This window comes from Pseudonocardia charpentierae (genome assembly GCF_031845345.1).
In the GTDB taxonomy this organism is placed as follows: Bacteria; Actinomycetota; Actinomycetes; order Mycobacteriales; family Pseudonocardiaceae; genus Pseudonocardia; species Pseudonocardia charpentierae.
Genome location: NZ_JAVREJ010000002.1, coordinates 326,239 through 344,527, shown reverse-complemented (window position 1 = coordinate 344,527; position 18,289 = coordinate 326,239). Strand labels below are relative to the sequence as shown.

Here is an 18,289-nt window from a genome sequence, read left to right as displayed (position 1 = left end):
GTGGTGGTCAGGCTGGTTCGATCGTGCGGGTGCCCAGGCCGAGGTAGACCGCCGCGACGTCGAGCCGGGAGGCCAGCAACGCGGCGCGCAGCACGGCCGCGTGGCGGGCGCCGCGGGGCACCTCCTCGACGGGGTGCAGCAGGTCCGTGGACGGCCAGGCGCGGCCGGTGCGCCGCAGGGCCGCCTGCCCGGGCTCGTCGTCGTCCGTGGCGAGCAGCACGAGCCGCGGCGGCGCGGCGGCCGGTTCCCCGAGGTCGTCCGCGAAGGGGTCGTGGAAGATGTCGCGGCCCCGGGCGGCGACGTCGAGTGCGCGGCGCAGGCCGGCCGCCTGGGCCGCCCGGGCCACGTCGTCGGCGTTCGCGACCACCCCGGCGTGCGCCGCGAGAGCGTCGGCGCCGTGGACCGCGACGGCCGCGGCCACGGCGTCCGTGCCCCACAGCAGCGGGGTGTGGCCGTCGAGCCGCAGCGCGAGCGACTTGGCCGGGTTCATGAACGGTTCGTGACCGGGCTGGTTGCGCTCGGCCTCGGCGTCGAGCAGGTCGGCCAGCGCGTCCAGGTCGGGATCGAGGGGGGTGGGCAGCAGCTCGAGGGCCGAGACGAGGGCGAGCCCCACGGCCAGCCCCCGGGGGAAGTCGAGCCCCGGCGGAACGGGGACGCGCGGTTCGATCAGGCGCACCCGGCCGGCCCCCGCCGCGGCGACCGGGCCGTCGTGCGGTGCGGACAGCACCACCTCGGCGCCCCGGCGCACCGCCCGCTCCACGCCGTCGGCGAGGTCCGCGTCGGTTGCGTCGGCGGTATGCGCCCACACGACGTCCAGCGGACCGACCCAGGCGGGCACCGCGTCGGCCGTGACGACCGGGACCGGGCAACCGGGCCCGAGGAGCGCGGTCAGCAGGCCTGCCACGGCCCCGGAGGTGCCGGGGCGCCGGAGCAGCACGAGCGCGCGCGGACGGTGGCCGCGCAGCGTCGCGATCCCGGCCTCCTGGGCGCCGTGCGCGGCCGAGCGCACCTGCGCCCCGGCGGTGGCCGCGGAACGCAGCACACCGCCCGTGTCCAGCGCGGCCAGCGCTCGCGGATCGGCCAGCAGGGTGTCGTCCAGCACGCCGGGACTCAATCCTCGGGGGTGTCCAGCGGCGGGCTCGCCTCGTCGAGCAGCAGCACGGGGATGCCGTCGACGACCGGGAAGCCGCGACCGCACGACGTGCAGGTGAGCACGTCCGCGTCCGGGTCGGTGGGTGTCCCGGACCGCAGCGGCGCGTGGTCGTCGGACGGGCAGGCCAGGATCTCCATCAGCCGGGGGTCGAGCGAGACGGCCATGGTCCTCCTTCCGAGCAGCGTCATGGAGCGGATATCGGCAGGTGCGGTAGATGTCCGATGCTGCCACCGGCCACCGTCGGATGCACCTGTCCTGCGGTGCCGCCGACCGATCTCCTGTGCCCAACCGGACGAGCGGCACACCCGTCGGAACCGCCCGACGGAGTGCCGGTCGCCGGCAGCGACACGGGCACCGGACGGCGCCGCGGGCTGGATGTGGACCTCAGGCGCGGACGACCGCGAGAACCTCGTCGCGCAGGGCGGCCATCGCCTCGTGGTCCGCGGCCTCGACGTTGAGCCGCAACAGCGGCTCGGTGTTGCTCGGACGCAGGTTGAACCACGAGCCGTCGGGCAGGCCGACGGTGAGCCCGTCGAGCTCGTCCGTGGTCACCCCGTCCCGCGAGCCGTACCGCTCCTTGATCTCGGCGATCTTGGCGTGCGCGTCGGCGACCGTGGAGTTGACCTCACCGGATGCGGCGTAGCGCTCGTAGGCGGCCATGAGCGCCGAGAGCGTGCCGTCCGACTCGCCGAGGGCGGCGAGCACGTGCAGGGCCGCGAGCATGCCGGAGTCGGCGCGCCAGAAGTCGCGGAAGTAGTAGTGCGCCGAGTGCTCGCCGCCGAACACCGCGTCCGTCTCGGCCATGACCTGCTTGATGTACGAGTGCCCCACCCGCGTCCGGACGGGCGTCCCGCCGTGCTCGGTGATGATCTCCGGCACCGCGTGCGAGGTGATCAGGTTATGGATGACGGCGCTGCCGGGCGACTTCGCGAGCTCGCGGGCCGCGACGATCGCCGTGACCGCGCTGGGGCTCACCGGCTCGCCGCGCTCGTCGACCACGAAGCAGCGGTCGGCGTCGCCGTCGAAGGCCAGCCCGATGTCGGCCCCCTCGGCCACCACGGCCTTCTGCAGGTCGACCAGGTTCGCCGGGTCCAGCGGGTTCGCCTCGTGGTTGGGGAACGTGCCGTCGAGCTCGAAGTACATCGGCACGATGTCCAGCGGCAGGCCGCCGAGCACCTCGGGCACCGTGTAGCCGGCCATGCCGTTGCCGGCGTCGACGACCACCCGCAGCGGCCGCGCCGCCGACAGGTCGACGAGGCCACGCAGGTAGGCCGCGTAGTCGGCGACCATGTTGCGCTCCTCGACCGTGCCCGGGGTGGTGCCGGCGGCCGGCGCCGGAACTCCCTGCTCGACGGCCTCACGGATCGTGGCGAGGCCGGTGTCGGCCCCGATGGGGGACGCACCCGCCCGGCACAGCTTGATCCCGTTGTACTTCGCAGGGTTGTGGCTGGCGGTGAACATCGCGCCGGGGACGTCGAGGGCGCCGGAGGCGAAGTAGAGCATGTCCGTGCTGGCCAGACCGATGTTGACCACATCGAGGCCGTGGGCGGTGACCCCCTCGGCGAAGGCCGCGACCAGCTCGGGGGACGACGGGCGCATGTCGTGGCCGACGACGACCACACCGGTCTCCGCGGACTCCGCGCGCAGCAGCCGGGCCAGCGCCGCGCCGACCTCGCGGACGAGGGCGGCGTCGATCTGCTCACCGACGATCCCGCGGACGTCGTAGGCCTTGATCAGGCCGGACAGGTCGTCGCGAGGGACCTCACGCGCGGTGGCGGCGGTGCTGGCAGGGGTGTCGGTCACGGCAGACGACCCTAGCGGGGGCCCTGTTCCGGCGAGCCGGGGGCCGGAACTGATTCCACCGTCGGTGTGTTCAGTCCTCCGACGCGCTGGGCAGCACCCGCAGATGGCCGCGGCGGCCCGGGGCGTGCACCGGGGGCATCTCGACGGGCCGGTCCGCGCGACCGGCCTCACGCACGGCCTCGGCCAGCGCCGTGAGGTCGTCGACACTGTGCTGCGGCGGGGCGAACTCGCCCTCGAAGCGGACGACCTCCCAGCCGCGCGGTGCGGTCAGCCGGTGGGCGTGCTGGTTGCACAGGTCGTAGGAGTGCGGCTCGGCCTGGGTGGCGAGCGGTCCGACGACGGCCGTGGAATCGGCGTACACATAAGTGAGCGTGGCCACCGCGAGCTCGGTGCACCCGGTCCGCGAACACCTCCGCGCGCTCAGCACGTCCGGGACCATAGCGCTTGTACGGCGTGGCGATCGATGCGACGCGCGCAGACCGCCCCGTCGGGGGTGCAACCGCAACCGGCCGGTCGGATCATGGCGGTCCGTTGAGCGCCGTCCTCCGACCGTGCACATCGGCCTGCTTCCGCACGGCGGCGCGGCCCGTACGATCCGGGGGTGACCACCGCCCGTCGCGCCAGGCTCCGCAACTCGCCCCGCCGACGGGACCGCCGCGGGCGTGGCCTGCGCGGAATGCTCTACCCGGCCACGATCCCGGCGGCCAAGACGCGGGCCGAGCGGTTCGACGCGATGGTGCTGGAGGCGCTCGAGCCGATCGAGCAGCGGTGGGGCTCGGAGCTGACGGACCTCGACCTCGCCGTCGACGACGTGCCCGAGGTCGACGAGACCTCGCCGGACGAGGTCGTCTGGCAGGCCGGCGTGCTGGCCGACGTCGGGGTGCCGCTCGCCCAGCTGGTGCCCGCGGGCGTCGACCCGGAGGGACTGCCGTCGCGCGCCCGGATCGTGCTCTACCGCCGCCCGCTCGAGGCGCGCGCCCGCGGCGGGGCGGACCTCGCGGACCTGCTGCACGAAGTGCTCGTCGAGCAGGTGGCGGAGTACCTCAACATCGAGCCCGACGCGGTCGACGGCGCCGAGGGCTGAGTGATCTCCCGTGCGCACGAACGGAAGGAACGTCCGGTGCGTCGTGCACCGGACGCTCCTGTCGTTCCGTCCGGGACCGGGCCCGGTCGACGTGCTGGGTTCAGACGGCGGCCCGGCGCAGGCGGCGGCGCTCCCGCTCGGAGAGCCCGCCCCAGATGCCGAAGCGCTCGTCGTTCGCCAGGGCGTACTCCAGGCACTCGGCCCGCACCTCGCAGCCCGAGCAGATGCGCTTGGCCTCGCGGGTGGAGCCGCCCTTCTCCGGGAAGAACGCCTCGGGGTCGGTCTGGGCGCAGAGCGCCTGCTCCTGCCAGCCCGGCTCCTCGGCGGCGTCGCCCCCGAGCGTCCCGGCCGTGAACGACTCGGACCCGAACGAGTCGGTCCCGAACGTCGCAGCTCCGAACGACCCGGGTTCGAACGTCTCGGGTTCGAACGTCTCAGCCCCGAACGTCTCGACTGCGACCAGCGGCTCGCGCAGCAGGTCCATCGAGACCGGTTCGACCGCATGGTCCGGACCGACCGACGACAGCGTTTCCATGATCAGGTTCACTCGCCCACCTCCCCCTGCACCGGCGAATGACACGACTGTAAGTACATCGGTGTCGTCCGGGGTGGCGCAAGCTCCGGCGGCCGTCCGGGTGATGGACTCCACCCCAACGGTCGCGTCTTTCGACAAACTGGTTTGGTGCTGGCAGTGATTCGGGGAATCAGTCCGTTCTTCCTGCTCCTTCTGGGGGCCACGACGGTCGGAGCGGTGCTCGCGGCGGTCGGTACGGGGCCCGTGCTCGTCGCGGGGATCGTGCTGGTGGTCCTCGGCGGGTGGGCGGTGTCACTGTGTCTGCACGAGTTCGCGCACGCGCTCGTGGCGCACCGCAGCGGCGATCTCTCGGTGCGGGCCCGCGGCTACCTGACCCTCGACATCCGCCGCTACACGAACGTCGCCCTGACCCTCGTGCTCCCGGTGCTCTTCCTGCTGCTGGGTGGCATCCCCCTGCCCGGTGGCGCAGTGTTGATCGACCACGGCGCCATCCGGTCCCGGGCGGCGCGCAGCCTGGTGTCGTTCGCCGGCCCCGCGGTGAACCTCGTCCTCGGGCTGGTGCTGGTACTCGTCGTGGCCGCGGTGCCGATGGCGATCGGGCTCGCGGCGGCGCTGTCGTGCCTCGCCCTGATCCAGGTGCTGGCCTTCGTGCTCAACATCCTGCCGGTGCCGGGGCTCGACGGCTTCGGGGTCCTGGAGCCCTACCTCTCCCCCGGCGCACGGCTCCTCGCCGCGAAGGTGGCGCCGTGGGCGCCGCTGGTGCTGTTGGTGGTGCTGCTGGGCCTGCCCGGGGCGTCCGCCGTGTTGTTCGGGATCGGGGACGCGCTCTTCGGCCTGATCGGCGGCGACGGCCGCCTCGCGAACGCCGGATACGCGGAACTGCTGTTCTGGCGCTGAGGCTGTTCCGCGCTTCAGGTACGAGCCAGTGCCGCCATCGCCGGCACCGTGTCCGAATCCCGCGGCAGGGCGTCCAGCGGCCACCACCGCAGGTCGTCCGACTCGACGCTGATCACCGGTACGGCCCCGGCGGGAGCGCGGACGAGGTAGCGCACGTCGAGGTGCCGGGTCGGGACACCGAGGGAGCAGGTCACCGGATGCACGTCGATGTGCAGCGGCTCGGCGGCGATCTCCAGGCCGACGATGCCCGACTCCTCCGTGGCCTCGCGCAGCGCAGCGTCGCGCAGCGTGGCGTCGCCCGGCTCGCAGTGCCCGCCGAGCTGGATCCACCGGCCGACGCGCGGGTGCAGGGTCAGCAGCACGTTCTCCCCGTCGGCGTCGACCACGAGCGCCGAGGCGGTGAGGTGCCCGGGCACGCAGGAGCGGTCGCAGGCATCGGCCGGGCGGGCGTCGAGGAAGGCCAGCAGCGCGTACTTGAGCGCCCGCTGGGACTCGCTACCGGGCTGCCAGGCGTCGAGCTCGGCGGCCGCGACGGCCGGCCTCACCACTCGAGGTAGCCGTCGGCCGGGTCGCGCGGGGAGCGCGGCGAGAGGGGTTCTGCGGGCACGCCGACGGCGACCGCGCCGAGTGGCTCCCAGTCGGCGGGCAGGCCCAGCACGGCGCGCACGACATCGGAGGCGAAGATCGTGGAGCCCACCCAGCACGAGCCGAGCCCCTCCGCCGCGAGCGCCACCAGCAGCGACTGCACCGCCGCGCCGCCCGCCACGGTGAACATCGTCCGCTCGTGCGCGCGCCGTCCGTCGTCCGGATAGTCGTGCATGCCGTCGCCGGTGCGGAACGGCAGCACCAGCTCGGGGGCGCGGCGCAGCAGATCACCGCGGCGCATGCGGCGCTCGACCTCGTCCGCCGGACGGCCGTCGCCCTCCAGGTCGGCCCGCCAGCGGTCGGCCATGGCGTCCAGCAGCGCCGTGCGCTTCTCGCGGAGCCGCACGAACCGGAACGGGGTGCTGTGGTGCGGCGCGGGCGCGGTGAGGGCGACACCGACCGCGCGCCGCAGCGCCGCGGGGTCGACCGGGACGTCGGCGAAGTCGCGGACGCTGCGCCGCAGCAGCACCGCCTCGCGCCGACCCTGAGCGATCGCCTCGTCGCTGCCGAGGAAGAACAGGTCGTCGTCGAGCGGCCGGACGAGGTCGCGTGCCGTCGAGCCGTCGTCCACCGGCGTGGCCCCGCGCACGACCGCGACCGGGACGCCACCGAGCTTGCCCTTGACCAGGTCCGCGGCCGCGGCCAGCTCGTCGGCCAGCGCGACCTCGGTGACGTGCAGCTCGTTGCCTTCGACGTCCACCGCGCCGCCGTAGCGGTGCAGCACCGTGAGGCCCGCCGAGCCGATCGCGGCGTCCGTCTGCCCGATCCGCCAGCAGCGGCCCATCGTGTCGGTCACCACCACGGCGACGTCGACGCCGAGCAGCTCGCGCAGCGCCGACCGCAACCGGCCGGCACTGGCGTCGGGATCGGCGGGCAGCAGCGCCAGCTCGTCGCGCCGCACGTTCGACCCGTCGACGCCCGCGGCGGCCTGCACGATGCCGAGCTTGTTCGCGACGATCAGGGTCTTCCCGCGGCGCGCGAGCACCCGCTCGGTCTCGGCGTCCACGAGGTCGCGGCGCAGCAGGTCGCGCGCCTCGGGGTCGGTGGGCGCGGTGACGAGCCGGCCCTCGACCTTGGACACGATCTTGCTGGTGACGACCACGACGTCACCCTCGGCCAGCCACGGCGCGGCCGCGGCCAGCGCTCCCGGGAGGTCGTCGCCCGGGCGGAACTCGGGCAGCCCGGGCACGGGCAGGATCTGCAGGCCGCCCGGCGCGCCGTGGTCGGCGATCTCGGGGGCGGCGATGTCAGCCAACGGGGGCCCCGCAGAGGTCGAGGGCCGCGCGGGCCATCGCGGCGGTGGCGTCGACGTCGCTCATCAGCAGCGGCACGGTCTTGACCTCGACACCCGGCACGTCGGCGGCGTCTCCGGTGTGCACCAGCCAACCGTCCAGCAGCCCGCCGTCGGCACGGCCGCCGTAGTGGCGGCCCACCGCCTCGGCCGTGGTCTCGACACCGATCGCGGTGAGGCACGCGTCCGCCATCCCGCGCACCGGACGGCCGCCGACGATGGGCGACAGGCCGACGACGCGCGCTGGCGTGTCGCGCAGCGCGTCGCGCAGCCCCGGGATTTCCAGCAGCGCCCCGATGCTCACGACCGGGTTCGAGGGGGCGAGCAGCACGGCGTCCGCCTCGAGGATCGCGACCCGTGCGGCGGGGAGGACGGTCGCCTCGTCCGCGCCGACGGCGACGAAGCGGTGCGCGGGCAGCTCGGCGCGGTGCCGCACCCACCACTCCTGGAAGTGGATCGCGCGCCGGGCTTCGGGACCGGTGGCCGGGTCGTCGACGACGACGTGGGTCTCGACGCGGTCGTCGGTGCCGGGCAGCAGCGTGACGCCGGGGCGCCAGCGGTGGCAGAGCGCCGTGGTGACGTCGGAGAGCCGGTAGCCGGCCCGCAGCATCCGGGTGCGGACGAGGTGCGTGGCGATGTCGCGGTCGCCGAGGGAGAACCACGACGGCTCGGCGTCGTAGGCGGCCAGCTCCTCGCGCACCGTCCAGGTCTCCCCCGCGCGGCCCCAGCCGCGCTCGGGATCGATGCCGCCGCCGAGGGTGTAGAGGCAGCTGTCGAGGTCCGGGGTGATCCGCAGGCCGTGCATCCAGACGTCGTCGCCGACGTTGACGACGGCGGTCACGTCGTGTTCCGGCTCGTCGGGGCCGGGCCCAACCGCCGGAAGGCCGAGCGCGGCCTTCACCCCGAGCAGGAACCGGGCGCCCCCGACCCCGCCGACCAGCACCGTCACCTTCACGCCGCGAGCCTACGTCCGCGGCTCAGCGGGCCGTCGCGGGCGGGCGTGGGGGTTGCCGGGAGTGCAGCATGGTGGCTTTGCTGCACTCGGACCGCAGCAAAGCCACCATGCTGCGATCACATCGGACGGGGGCGGCCGCGGGCAGCTCGGGCGGCGCACCGGTCCCGAAATGGGGCGTGGACGCCCTCGCCGGGCCGCCCGCACACAGCAACCGGTTCGCCCACACAGAGGTAAGCGGGCCCGCACACAGGTCACAACCTCGGTACGAGCCCGGCTTCCTGTGTGCCGACGGCCGGTAGCGTCACGGGCCACAATGAGGTTCACCGACGTCTGGTTCAGCCGCACGCTCCGGTTCGCGATCGGCGTCGAGGAGGAGTCCGGCCGGTACTACCTGTCGATCCCGGTCGCGAACCGGATGGTCGACCACGAGGAGTACTACGAGATCGACCCGGCGACATTCGAGCACTTCGGCACCGACCCCGACGCCGCGAGCGCCTTCGCCGACCGCTGCCGCAACCGCGAAGTGGACGACCTGCTCTTCCACGAACCCGGCCGCGACCGCGGCGTGCCGACCTGAACGCTCCCGATCACATGGCGCGGTAGTCGCGCGGGGAGAACCGCGGGCCGAAGCGCGGCTTGCGGAACCCCGAGAGCTCGACGTACCGCACCGCCCGCGCCCGCTGCGGGACGTACGGGGAGAGCACGCTCAGCATCTGGGCGTCGTCGATCGGGCGTCCGAGCAGCGCCCAGCCGACCAGCGCCGGGATGTGGAAGTCGCCGACGCTGACGGCGTCCGGGTCGCCCCATGCGCGCTGGGCGACCTCCGCCGCGGTCCACACCCCGATGCCGGGCACCCGGCGCAGCAGCTCCCGACCGGGCTCGCCGCCCAGCGTGCAGGCGTTCTCCAGCCGGTGGGCCACCACCGCGCAGGCGAGGATCGCCCGCCGCCGCGCGGAGTCGACGCCCGCGCGGTGCCACTCCCAGTCGGGCACGGCGCGGATTTGCGCGGGCGTCGGCGGGAGCCGCAGACCCGCCGGGGCCGGACCGGGTGCGGGGTCGCCGAAGCGCCGGCAGAGCTCGCGCCACGACCGGCGGGCCTCGGTGCTCGTGACCTTCTGCTCCAGCACGGCAGGCACCAGGACGTCCCACACCCGGCGGGTGGCGCAGAACCGGATCCCCGGCATCCGCCGGTGCGCGTCGGCCACCAGCGGGTGGTGGGCGACGAACTCGGCCGGGTCGTCGCCGTCGCCCAGCAGTTCGGGCAGCCCGTCGAGCGACCACGCCGCGCCCGGCCCCCACGCGTGCATGACGACGGTGCCGTCGCCGCGGCGGGAAAGCCGCGTCGTCGCGGGGCCGTCCGGTGTCGTCCCGGCCCGCCAGACGGCCGACCCGTCCGTGGAGTGCCAGGTCGGGTCGCCCCGGCCGCGGCGCAACGGGGAGAGAACGCCGGCCGGGTCGACGGGGTACGGCGGCCGCCACTCGCGGACCGCGCCGTCCGTCGTCGTCCCGGCCTGCACGGATACTTCCTACAGCACTACGAGGATCTTGGGACAGCCGCCGGACGCACGAGCGCGGGAGCCGGTGTCTCAAGACCCTCGGTCAGACGTCCGCGGAGAACCGGATCCCGTGCGGCGGCAGCACCACGTCCGGCCAGACACGCATGCCGTGCCGCAGCTCGCAGTGCGCGCCGACGACGGCCCGGTCGCCGATCACCGTCTCGGACACGAGGGCGCTCTCGTCGATGCGCGCCCCGGCCCCGACCACCGCGTGCAGGACGCGGGCGTTGTCGCCGACGACCGCGCCGTCGAACAGCATCGAGCCCTCGATCCGGGCGCCCTTGCCGATGGTCACGTTCCGGCCGACCGTCGTGCCGCCGGCCACGCGCGCCGTCGGATGGATCCGGGCGCCCTCCAGGACCAGCGACTCGCCGGTCGGGCCGGGGAGCGCGGCCGACGGTGCGACGCCGCGGACCAGGTCCGCCGAGCCGCGAACGAGGTCCATCGGGGTGCCCATGTCGCGCCAGTAGGCGACGTCGACGTGCCCGGACACCCGCGCACCCGACGACAGCAGCCCCGGGAACGTCTCGCGCTCGACGGACACCGGCCGGCCCTCGGGGATCGACTCGATCACCTCGCGCCGGAAGACGTAGCAACCGGCGTTGATCTGGTCCGTCGGCGGGTCTTCGGTCTTCTCGAGGAAGGCCGTCACGCGCCCGTCGTCGTCGGTCGGCACGCAGCCGAACGCCCGCGGGTCCTGCACGCGCACGAGGTGCAGCGTGGCGTCCGCCTTGGTGCGACGGTGGGTGTCGACGACCGCCGTCAGGTCGGTCCCGGCCAACACGTCGCCGTTGAAGACCAGCACGTCGTCCGCCGAGAGGTGCTTGTAGACATTGCGGATGCCACCGCCGGTGCCCAGCGGCTCGTTCTCGACGACGTACTCGATCTCCAGCCCCAGCGCGGAGCCGTCGCCGAAGTGGTCGGAGAAGGTCTCGGCGAGGTAGGACGTGCCGAGCACGACCCGCCGCACGCCCGCCTCGCGGATGCGCGAGAGCAGGTGGGCGAGGAACGGGACGCCGGCCGTCGGCAGCATGGGCTTCGGGGCGGAGAGGGTCAGCGGGCGCAGCCGCGTGCCCTTCCCGCCGACGAGCACCACGGCTTCCACGTCATGAAGCACTCGGGTGTCTCCCTCGTGTCGTTTCGGGTCGGTCCGACAGGATGGCACGGCCGTCCGCACCACCTCGCGGACAGGTCACCGATCGAGCGAAGAGATCAGTCGTCGTACGGGTCTTCGCCGTCGATCTCCGCCAGCAGCGTGACGGCCTCGTCGTCGCCGAGCGCCGCCGCGGCGGCGACGTACGGGCGGCCCTCGGCGGCCCGGCCGTCGTCGACGAGGAACCGGCCCAGGAGGAACTGCCAGCCGGGCTCGTCGTGCCGCGCGGCCTCCTGGAACTCGCGCTCCGCCGCCGCCGCGTCGCCGCGCACGTAGAGCAGGAACGAGCCGTAGGCGCCGTGCGCCCGCAGGGCGCCGAGCACCGCCGCGCGGCGGTACAGGCTCTCGGCCTCGTCGGCCCGGCCGCTCGCCGCCCGCACGTCGGCCAGCGCGACGACCGTGTCCGGCCGGCCCTCGTCCGCGTAGCGCTCCGCGACCTGCACCGCTGCGCGCAGGTCGCCCGACTCGATCAGCAGCTCGACGAGGTTCGCGGGAGCCTGTGGATCACCCGCGTCCGCGGCGCGCCGGAGCAGCGGGGCCGCCTCGTGGAACCGGCCTCCCTGCGTCAGCAGGATCGCGAAGTCGTTGCACGCGGCCAGTTCCCCGTGCTCCAGGGCCAGGCGGAAGGCGTCTTCCGCCCGGTCCACGTCGCCGGTCTGGGCCAGGGCCACGCCGAGGCGTCCGGCGAAGCGCACGTGCCCGTGGGCGACGAGGCGGCTGAGGAACTCGAGGGCCGCGTACCAGTCGCCGGCCTCGAGGTACGCCCGGGCGAGCAGGTCGTGCGCCCCGGGCTCGGCCGCCGCGACGGCATTGTGCAGGACGTCGACGGCCTCGTCCGTCCGTCCGGCCTCGAGCAGCGACGCACCGATCGCGGACAGCCGGCCGAGGGCGGTCGCGGGGGTGGACGGGACCTCGGGGAGGGCGGTGGAGGGCAGGGGGTCGGACGGCGCTGCGGTCATCTGACCTCACCTCTCTGCGGACAAATCGGGATACCCCGATCGTGGCAGTGCGCACCGCAGCAATCACCGGATTTGACCGTGAATTGACCTCAGTGTTGGGCTGCAGCTCCCTTGCGATCGCCGTACGGGGCCACCAGCCGCCGGTATGCCACCCGCCGGACGCCTTCCGGCACCAACCGGTAGCCACCCCGGACGACGACGTTGCGCACGTACTGGGAGGTGGTGGTGAACCCCAGGTCGTGCAGCCGCCGCTGCAACCCCAGCTCGGTGCGCAGTTGGGCCAGCCCGCCCCGGCGGCGGTACGCCCCGGCGCCGACCCGGTAGAGCACCAGCGGCTCCGCGACGTTCGCCACCTGCGCCCCCGCGGCGATCATCTTCGCCCAGAGCAGGTAGTCCTCCATCAGCGCGAAGTCGCCGTAGCCGCCGACGGCCTGTACGCACGCGCGCCGATAGACCACCGTGGGGTGGTTGAAGGGGTCGGCGAAGCGCGACCGGGCGCGGATGTCGTCGGGGTCGGTCGGCGGGATCCGGCGGCCGACCACGTCGTCGGCGCCCTCGCCGAACTCCAGCAGCCCGGACCCGACGATGTCCGCCCCGGCCTCGACGATCGGCATCTGCACGGCGAAGCGCTGCGGCAGGCTGATGTCGTCGGCGTCCATGCGCGCCACGACGTCGTGGCGGCAGGCGGTCAGCCCGATGTCGAGCGCCGGGCCCAGGCCGACGTTGCGGTCGAGCTCCACGACGTCCACGGCGACCGGACTCGTCGCGGCGAGGTCGGCGATGCGGTCGGCGAGCACCGCGGGCACCGGACCGTCGCGGACGATCACGACGTGGTCGGGGCGGCGGGTCTGGTCGAGCACCGTCGAGCGGAACGCGGCGTCGAGGAAGTCGGGACGGTCGCGCTCCCACACGGGCAGCAGCAGCGACAGCCGTTCGTGCACGTCGACTCCCCTTCGTGACCGTTTGACACCGATTCCATCACGCAGCGTCCCCGGAACGGCACGAGGGTCACCCGGGACACGCCTGGCACACGATCCGTCCGGCCGCGTCGATCCGCGACCCTGGGCGCCCGCGGGAGACGAGTCGGTCGAGGATGAGGAGGACGCGTGCAGGCAGGGGCTCCGCGCGGCGGGGAACGGTCGCGGGCGACGACGCCCGTGCGGCCCCGGCGCACACCGCAGCAGCTTCCCGAGCGTCCGGCGTCCCGCCCGCCGTGGCCGCGCGAAGCGCGCCGGCGCCACACGAGACCGGCCGAGGCCACCGCCCGGCCGCCCCGTGCCCGTCCGCACAGCCTGCTGCACCGGCTGCGGCTGGCCGCCGTGGCCGCCTCGGCTCTCGTCCTGGTCCTCAACGGCACCGCGTGGGGGCTCTACCGGGACGTGACCGGCGGGATCGTCACGACGAACGTCATCACGACGGGCAACAGCGGCGGGGCGCAGGACATCCTGCTCGTCGGCGTCGACAGCCGCACCGACGCCCGGGGCAACCCGCTGCCGCAGGAGGTGCTGGAGCAACTGCACACCGGCGGCGACAACCCGAGCGTGCTGAACTCCGACACGATCATCCTGCTGCACGTCCCCGAGGGTGGCGGGGCGGCCGTCGCGTTCTCGATCCCGCGCGACAGCTACGTCGACATCCCCGGCTACCACCCGGACAAGATCAATGCCGCGTACCCGGCGGTGCAGGCGCTGACCGCGGAGCGGCTCGTCGGCGAGGGCGTCCGCGACCGTGCCCGGATCGACGCCGAGTCCGCCGCAGCCGGCCGGACGGCACTGATCGGGGCCGTGGAGCGGCTCACCGGCGTCGCCGTCGACCACTACGCCGAGATCAACCTGCTCGGCTTCTACAACCTGACCCGGGCCATCGGCGGCGTCGACGTCTGCCTGAAGAACCCCGTCGACGAGCCGCTGTCCGGGGCGCGCTTCCCCGCCGGGCCGCGCACGGTCTCCGGCGCCGACGCGCTGGCGTTCGTGCGCCAGCGCCACGACCTGCCCGAGGGCGACCTGTCGCGCATCCGCCGCCAGCAGGTCTTCCTGGCCGCGGTCGCCGACAAGGTCCTGTCGGGCGGGACGCTGACGGACCCGGCGAAGCTGAACGGGCTCGTGCAGGTCGCGCAGCAGTCGGTGATCCTCGACGCGGGCTGGGACCTCCTCGCCTTCGCCCGGCAGGCCTCCGGCATCGCCGCGGGCGACCTCGCGTTCCTCACCGTGCCGACCGGTGGCACCCAGGCCAACGACCGCGGCAGCGTCGTGCTGGTCGACCCGACCGCGGTGCGCACCTTCGTCGAGGAGCGCAGCGCCGCACGGGAGGAGGCCGCCCGCCGGGCCCAGGAGGCCGCCGCCGAGCCGGCCCCCGAGCCCCCGCCGCCGCTGGAGATCGAGGCACCGCACTACGTGGTGCACGTGCGCAACGGGTCGGGCGCGAACGGGCTCGCCGGCCAGGTGCTGGAGCGGCTCGCCGGACTCGGCTTCGTCCGCGGCACCGTGGACAACACGGTCGAGATCGAGGAGTCGGTCGTTCGCCACCGCGACAGCGGCGACGCGGCGGAGGCGGTCGCCGAACAGCTCGGCGGGTTCGAGGTGGAGCAGGACGACAGCGTGCCCTCGGGACACCTGCAGGTCGTGCTGGGTGCGGACGCACCCGCGAAGATCCCGGGACTGCCCGCTCCGACGCCCGCGGCCGCCGCCACGGCCGGGGATGCCATCACCGCGGCGGGCGTACCCTGCGTCGACTGACGGGCGGGACCGACGAACGGCACGGTCGTCGGATAGGTTCCGACGACCGTGCCGTTCGTCCGATCGGCGGCCGTGCCCCGAGGAAGGACCCACCTGTGACGCTGACGGCCGCCCTGCTGGACCCGTACCTGACGGGGTCCGCGGCCGCCCGGCCCCTGATCACGTTCTACGACGACGCCACCGGCGAGCGCGTCGAGCTGTCCGCGATCACCACGGCGAACTGGGCGGCGAAGGCCGCGAACCTGCTGCGCGACGAGTGCGACGTCGAGCCGGGCACCCCCGTGGCTGTGCTACTGCCCGCGCACTGGCAGACGGCGGCGGTGCTGCTCGCGGCGTGGTGGTGCGGGGCGGAGGTGGTCGCCGACCCCGCCTCCGCCGCATGGGTGCTGTGCGACGCCGACCGCGTCGACCTCGCCCTGGCGGCCGAGCCCGCCGGCGGGATCGTGGCGCTGTCTCTGGACGCGTTCGGCAAGGGCATCCCGGGGCTGCCTGCCGGCGTCGTCGACTTCGCGCCGGAGGTCCGGCTGCACGGCGACCAGTTCACGCCGTGGGACGCGGTGCCCGGGAACGCACCCGCGCTGGCGGGCTCGACGGTGGCCGAGGTGCTGGCCGACGCCCGCGGCCGGGCGTCCGCGCTGGGCATCGGAGCCGGTGACCGCGTGCTCTCGACGAGCGAGTGGAACTCCGTCGACGGAGTGACCGACGGCCTGCTGTCGGTACTCGTCACGGGAGCGTCGCTGGTGCAGTGCCGCAACGCGGATCCCGCGGTGCTCGATCGTCGTGCGGCGGCGGAGAAGGCGACCGTCCGCCTCGGCTGAGCCCGGACACCCGGGCCCGGACATACATGATCCCCGGGCCGCACCTGACGGTGCGCAAGCCGAGCTGGACGGGCTCGGGCCCGGGGATCACGGGTGACTGCCTGGGATTCGCCGGCACCACACACCGGCTTCCACATGGCCGTCGGAGATCAACGTCCGGTGGTGCTAGCGGACAGCCACCTCACCAGTCCTGAAGCTATGCAACGTAGGACCACCTCCTCTCCTGTGTACGTCCACCCTACGACGGCCGGAGCGCGGTTCGCCACGTGAATTCGGCGAGTCCGGGGACAGGGTCAGGAGGGGCGCGTGAGCCGCTCGTTCAAGGCCGCGTCCTTCTCCAGCACCATGGCCGCCAGCGACTCCTGGAACGCCTGCATCCGTGCGCGCAGCCCCTCGTCGGAGGCGGCGAGGATCCGGACGGCCAGGAGTCCGGCGTTGCGCGCGCCCCCGACCGCGACGGTCGCCACCGGCACTCCGGCCGGCATCTGCACGATCGACAGCAGCGAGTCGAGCCCGTCGAGGACCTTCAACGGCACCGGGACGCCGATCACCGGCAGCGGTGTGGCGGCCGCGACCATGCCGGGCAGGTGGGCCGCTCCCCCGGCTCCCGCAATGATCACCTTCAGGCCGCGGTCGGCGGCCGACGTCGCGTAGTCGAGCATCCGCTGCGGCGTCCGGTGCGCGGAGTACACGCCCACGTCGTACGGCACGCCGAACTCGGCGAGCGCCTCGGCGGCGGCCGTCATCACGGGCCAGTCCGAGTCGCTGCCCATGATCACCCCGACGACCGGCTCAGACACCGGAGACCGCCCCCCGCGTGGAGGCGAACGGCGGGAACCGGGTCGCCCGGGCGTCGGCGTCGTACGGCGACCATCCGTCGGCCCACACCCCCGTCGACAGCCACTCGGCGGCGAGCACCGCCCGTGCGCGCACCTCGTCAAGCCGGTCGCCCAGCACGGTGACGTGCCCGACCTTGCGGGCCGGACGCTCCGCCTTGCCGTAGAGGTGCACCTTGACGTCCGGGAACCGTGCGAACAGGTGGTGAATCCGTTCGTCGACCGACATGGCCACCGGCGGCTGCGCAGGATCCCTTCGGGCGCCGAGCACGTTCGCCATCACCACCACCGGGGCGGTCGGCTGCGTGGCGCCGAGCGGGTAGTCGAGCACCGCACGCAGGTGCTGCTCGAACTGCGACGTGCGGGCGCCCTCGATCGTCCAGTGCCCGGAGTTGTGCGGCCGCATCGCGAGCTCGTTGACCACCAGGCCGTCTGCGGTGCCGTCGGTGTCGAACAGCTCGACGGCGAGCAGCCCCGTCACGTCGAGCTGCGCGGCGATCCGCAGGGCCAGCTGCTGGGCCGCCGCGGCCGTCGCGGGGTCCAGGTCGGGTGCTGGTGCGAGGACCTCGACGCACTGCCCGTCGCGCTGCACCGTCTCGACCACCGGCCACGCCGCCGCCTGCCCGTAGGGCGAGCGCGCGACCTGCACGGCCAGCTCGCGACGCATCGCCACCGCCTGCTCGGCCATCAGCGGCGTCCCCGTGCTGAGCAGCTGGGCGACCAGCCCCGGGTCGGGCCCGTCGAGCATCCACACCCCGCGACCGTCGTACCCCCCGCGGACGGCCTTGAGCACCACGGGCCACCCGGTCCGGGCGGCGAGGCCCTCGACGTCCGCGGCGTCGGCGACCTCGACATACTCCGGCATGCGCGCCACACCGCCGAGCGCGCGACGCATGACGAGCTTGTCCTGGGCGTGCAGCAGAGCGTCCGGCCCGGGCCGGACGGCGACGCCCTCGGCGACCAGCATCCGCAGCACCTCACCCGGAACGCCCTCGTGGTCGAAGGTGACGACCTCCGCACCGCGGGCGAGGCCGCGCAACGCGTCGAGGTCGTCGGGGTTCCCGATGAGCACGTCGGCGCACACCAGTGCGGCGGGATCGCCGGGCGAGGCCGCGAGCACCCGCAGCGACTGACCCAGCGCGATCGCGGCCTGGTGCGACATCCGGGCGAGCTGCCCGCCGCCGACCATCCCGACGACGGGGAGGCGGTCGGGTGCAGGGGTAGCGGCGTCCACGGTGTACGAACGTTACGGCTCGCCGGGCACCGGTCCGAGGACCGGGTGGCCCGTCTGGCACCATCGATCACGTGGCCGTTGTCGAACGGGTGCTGGCGACGATCCCCCAGCCCTACCGCGCTATCGCGATCAAGCATCGGGAGCTGGTCAAGTTCGCGGTGGTCGGCGGCACCACCTGGGTGATCGACACCGTTGTGTTCCTGGTGCTCAAGAGCACCGTACTGGAGCCGAAGCCGATCACCGCCAAGATCATCGCGGTGCTCGTGGCGACGATCGTGTCATACATCCTCAACCGCGAGTGGAGCTTCCGCACCCGTGGTGGCCGTGAGCGCCATCACGAGGCTGCGCTGTTCTTCATCATCAGCGGCGTCGGGGTCGCGGTCTACACCGCACCCCTGGCGATCTCGCGATACGTGTTCCACCTCGCCGAGCCCAACGTGACCCTGCTCACCCAGGAGATCGCCGACTTCGTCAGCGGCCAGATCCTCGGTGTGCTCGCCGGGATGGCGTTCCGGTGGTGGGCCTTCCGGAAGTTCGTGTTCCCGGACGAGGACGTCCGCAGGCAGGGCCCCGACGACTCGGACCCGGAGCCGAGCCCGGTCGACGTGGAGCCGGTCGAGCGCTCCTGACGCGCG

General features: G+C 74.0%; 19 protein-coding genes and 1 pseudogene. 6 read left to right on the top strand and 14 right to left on the bottom strand.

What is annotated here, in order from left to right:
- Positions 1 to 7: 7 nt before the first annotated feature.
- From RM445_RS04685 to RM445_RS04670, 4 genes are all read right to left on the bottom strand, one after another.
- Positions 8 to 1,102 (bottom strand): SIS domain-containing protein, encoded by a 1,095-nt coding sequence (locus tag RM445_RS04685; protein WP_311554746.1) that lies wholly within the window; start codon positions 1,100 to 1,102, stop codon positions 8 to 10.
- 8 nt (positions 1,103 to 1,110) lie between these two features.
- Positions 1,111 to 1,317, bottom strand: a complete 207-nt coding sequence (locus RM445_RS04680; RefSeq protein WP_311554745.1) for a Trm112 family protein — start codon at positions 1,315 to 1,317, stop codon at positions 1,111 to 1,113.
- A 220-nt stretch (positions 1,318 to 1,537) separates the two neighbouring features.
- Complete coding sequence (locus RM445_RS04675) at positions 1,538 to 2,956, bottom strand: phosphomannomutase/phosphoglucomutase (RefSeq protein ID WP_311554744.1); 1,419 nt, start codon at positions 2,954 to 2,956, stop codon at positions 1,538 to 1,540.
- Between the two features lie 70 nt (positions 2,957 to 3,026).
- Complete coding sequence (locus RM445_RS04670) at positions 3,027 to 3,395, bottom strand: DUF3499 domain-containing protein (protein ID WP_397469226.1); 369 nt, start codon at positions 3,393 to 3,395, stop codon at positions 3,027 to 3,029.
- Positions 3,396 to 3,557: 162 nt separating this feature from the next.
- On the opposite strand from RM445_RS04670, the gene RM445_RS04665 reads away from it, so the two are divergent.
- The gene (locus RM445_RS04665) at positions 3,558 to 4,040 is read left to right on the top strand and encodes a metallopeptidase family protein (RefSeq protein ID WP_311554742.1); all 483 of its coding nucleotides are present in this window, start codon (positions 3,558 to 3,560) and stop codon (positions 4,038 to 4,040) included.
- A 100-nt stretch (positions 4,041 to 4,140) separates the two neighbouring features.
- On the opposite strand, the pseudogene RM445_RS04660 reads toward RM445_RS04665, so the two are convergent.
- Positions 4,141 to 4,350 (bottom strand): annotated as a pseudogene (locus RM445_RS04660) (WhiB family transcriptional regulator); the annotation flags it as partial.
- 372 nt (positions 4,351 to 4,722) lie between these two features.
- Here RM445_RS04660 and RM445_RS04655 point away from each other — a divergent pair.
- On the top strand, positions 4,723 to 5,472 hold the full coding sequence (locus tag RM445_RS04655; protein WP_311554741.1) for a site-2 protease family protein: 750 nt from the start codon (positions 4,723 to 4,725) through the stop codon (positions 5,470 to 5,472).
- A gap of 14 nt (positions 5,473 to 5,486) precedes the next feature.
- Here the strand turns inward: RM445_RS04655 and RM445_RS04650 are convergent, their stop codons facing one another.
- Genes RM445_RS04650 through cofD form a run of 3 tightly spaced genes read right to left on the bottom strand, consistent with a single transcriptional unit; the run spans position 5,487 to position 8,363 of the window.
- Entirely contained in the window at positions 5,487 to 6,020 is a 534-nt protein-coding gene (locus RM445_RS04650; RefSeq protein ID WP_311554740.1) for an NUDIX hydrolase, read from the bottom strand.
- The gene (locus tag RM445_RS04645; RefSeq protein WP_397469225.1) at positions 6,014 to 7,372 is read right to left on the bottom strand and encodes a coenzyme F420-0:L-glutamate ligase; all 1,359 of its coding nucleotides are present in this window, start codon (positions 7,370 to 7,372) and stop codon (positions 6,014 to 6,016) included. The genes RM445_RS04650 and RM445_RS04645 overlap by 7 nt, the downstream gene beginning before the upstream one ends.
- Positions 7,365 to 8,363 (bottom strand): 2-phospho-L-lactate transferase, encoded by a 999-nt coding sequence (cofD, locus tag RM445_RS04640; RefSeq protein ID WP_311554739.1) that lies wholly within the window; start codon positions 8,361 to 8,363, stop codon positions 7,365 to 7,367. The genes RM445_RS04645 and cofD overlap by 8 nt, the downstream gene beginning before the upstream one ends.
- 313 nt (positions 8,364 to 8,676) lie before the next feature.
- Between cofD and RM445_RS04635 the strand changes: the two genes are divergently transcribed.
- Positions 8,677 to 8,940, top strand: coding sequence for a hypothetical protein (locus RM445_RS04635; RefSeq protein ID WP_311554738.1), 264 nt, complete (start codon positions 8,677 to 8,679; stop codon positions 8,938 to 8,940).
- 10 nt (positions 8,941 to 8,950) lie between these two features.
- On the opposite strand, the gene RM445_RS04630 is transcribed toward RM445_RS04635, so the two are convergent.
- The 4 genes from RM445_RS04630 to RM445_RS04615 all read right to left on the bottom strand — a co-directional run bounded on the left by RM445_RS04630 (position 8,951) and on the right by RM445_RS04615 (position 12,972).
- Complete coding sequence (locus RM445_RS04630) at positions 8,951 to 9,880, bottom strand: DNA-3-methyladenine glycosylase family protein (RefSeq protein WP_311554737.1); 930 nt, start codon at positions 9,878 to 9,880, stop codon at positions 8,951 to 8,953.
- A gap of 82 nt (positions 9,881 to 9,962) precedes the next feature.
- A complete protein-coding gene (locus RM445_RS04625; RefSeq protein WP_311554736.1) occupies positions 9,963 to 11,036 on the bottom strand; it encodes a mannose-1-phosphate guanylyltransferase in 1,074 nt (357 codons plus the stop codon).
- 95 nt (positions 11,037 to 11,131) lie between these two features.
- The gene (locus RM445_RS04620) at positions 11,132 to 12,031 is read right to left on the bottom strand and encodes a tetratricopeptide repeat protein (RefSeq protein WP_311554735.1); all 900 of its coding nucleotides are present in this window, start codon (positions 12,029 to 12,031) and stop codon (positions 11,132 to 11,134) included.
- Positions 12,032 to 12,120: 89 nt separating this feature from the next.
- Positions 12,121 to 12,972, bottom strand: a complete 852-nt coding sequence (locus tag RM445_RS04615; protein ID WP_311554734.1) for a glycosyltransferase — start codon at positions 12,970 to 12,972, stop codon at positions 12,121 to 12,123.
- A 165-nt stretch (positions 12,973 to 13,137) separates the two neighbouring features.
- Here RM445_RS04615 and RM445_RS04610 point away from each other — a divergent pair, with 165 nt between their 5' ends.
- Both RM445_RS04610 and RM445_RS04605 read left to right on the top strand, forming a co-directional pair.
- A complete protein-coding gene (locus tag RM445_RS04610) occupies positions 13,138 to 14,766 on the top strand; it encodes an LCP family protein (protein ID WP_311554733.1) in 1,629 nt (542 codons plus the stop codon).
- 95 nt (positions 14,767 to 14,861) lie between these two features.
- On the top strand, positions 14,862 to 15,584 hold the full coding sequence (locus tag RM445_RS04605) for a TIGR03089 family protein (protein WP_311554732.1): 723 nt from the start codon (positions 14,862 to 14,864) through the stop codon (positions 15,582 to 15,584).
- Positions 15,585 to 15,877: 293 nt separating this feature from the next.
- Here RM445_RS04605 and purE read toward each other — a convergent pair whose 3' ends face one another.
- Together purE and RM445_RS04595 are read right to left on the bottom strand one after the other, a co-directional pair.
- Positions 15,878 to 16,357 (bottom strand): 5-(carboxyamino)imidazole ribonucleotide mutase, encoded by a 480-nt coding sequence (purE, locus tag RM445_RS04600; RefSeq protein ID WP_311554919.1) that lies wholly within the window; start codon positions 16,355 to 16,357, stop codon positions 15,878 to 15,880.
- A 19-nt stretch (positions 16,358 to 16,376) separates the two neighbouring features.
- The gene (locus RM445_RS04595; protein ID WP_311554731.1) at positions 16,377 to 17,654 is read right to left on the bottom strand and encodes a 5-(carboxyamino)imidazole ribonucleotide synthase; all 1,278 of its coding nucleotides are present in this window, start codon (positions 17,652 to 17,654) and stop codon (positions 16,377 to 16,379) included.
- A gap of 71 nt (positions 17,655 to 17,725) precedes the next feature.
- On the opposite strand from RM445_RS04595, the gene RM445_RS04590 reads away from it, so the two are divergent.
- On the top strand, positions 17,726 to 18,283 hold the full coding sequence (locus tag RM445_RS04590; RefSeq protein WP_311554730.1) for a GtrA family protein: 558 nt from the start codon (positions 17,726 to 17,728) through the stop codon (positions 18,281 to 18,283).
- Positions 18,284 to 18,289 lie beyond the last annotated feature (6 nt).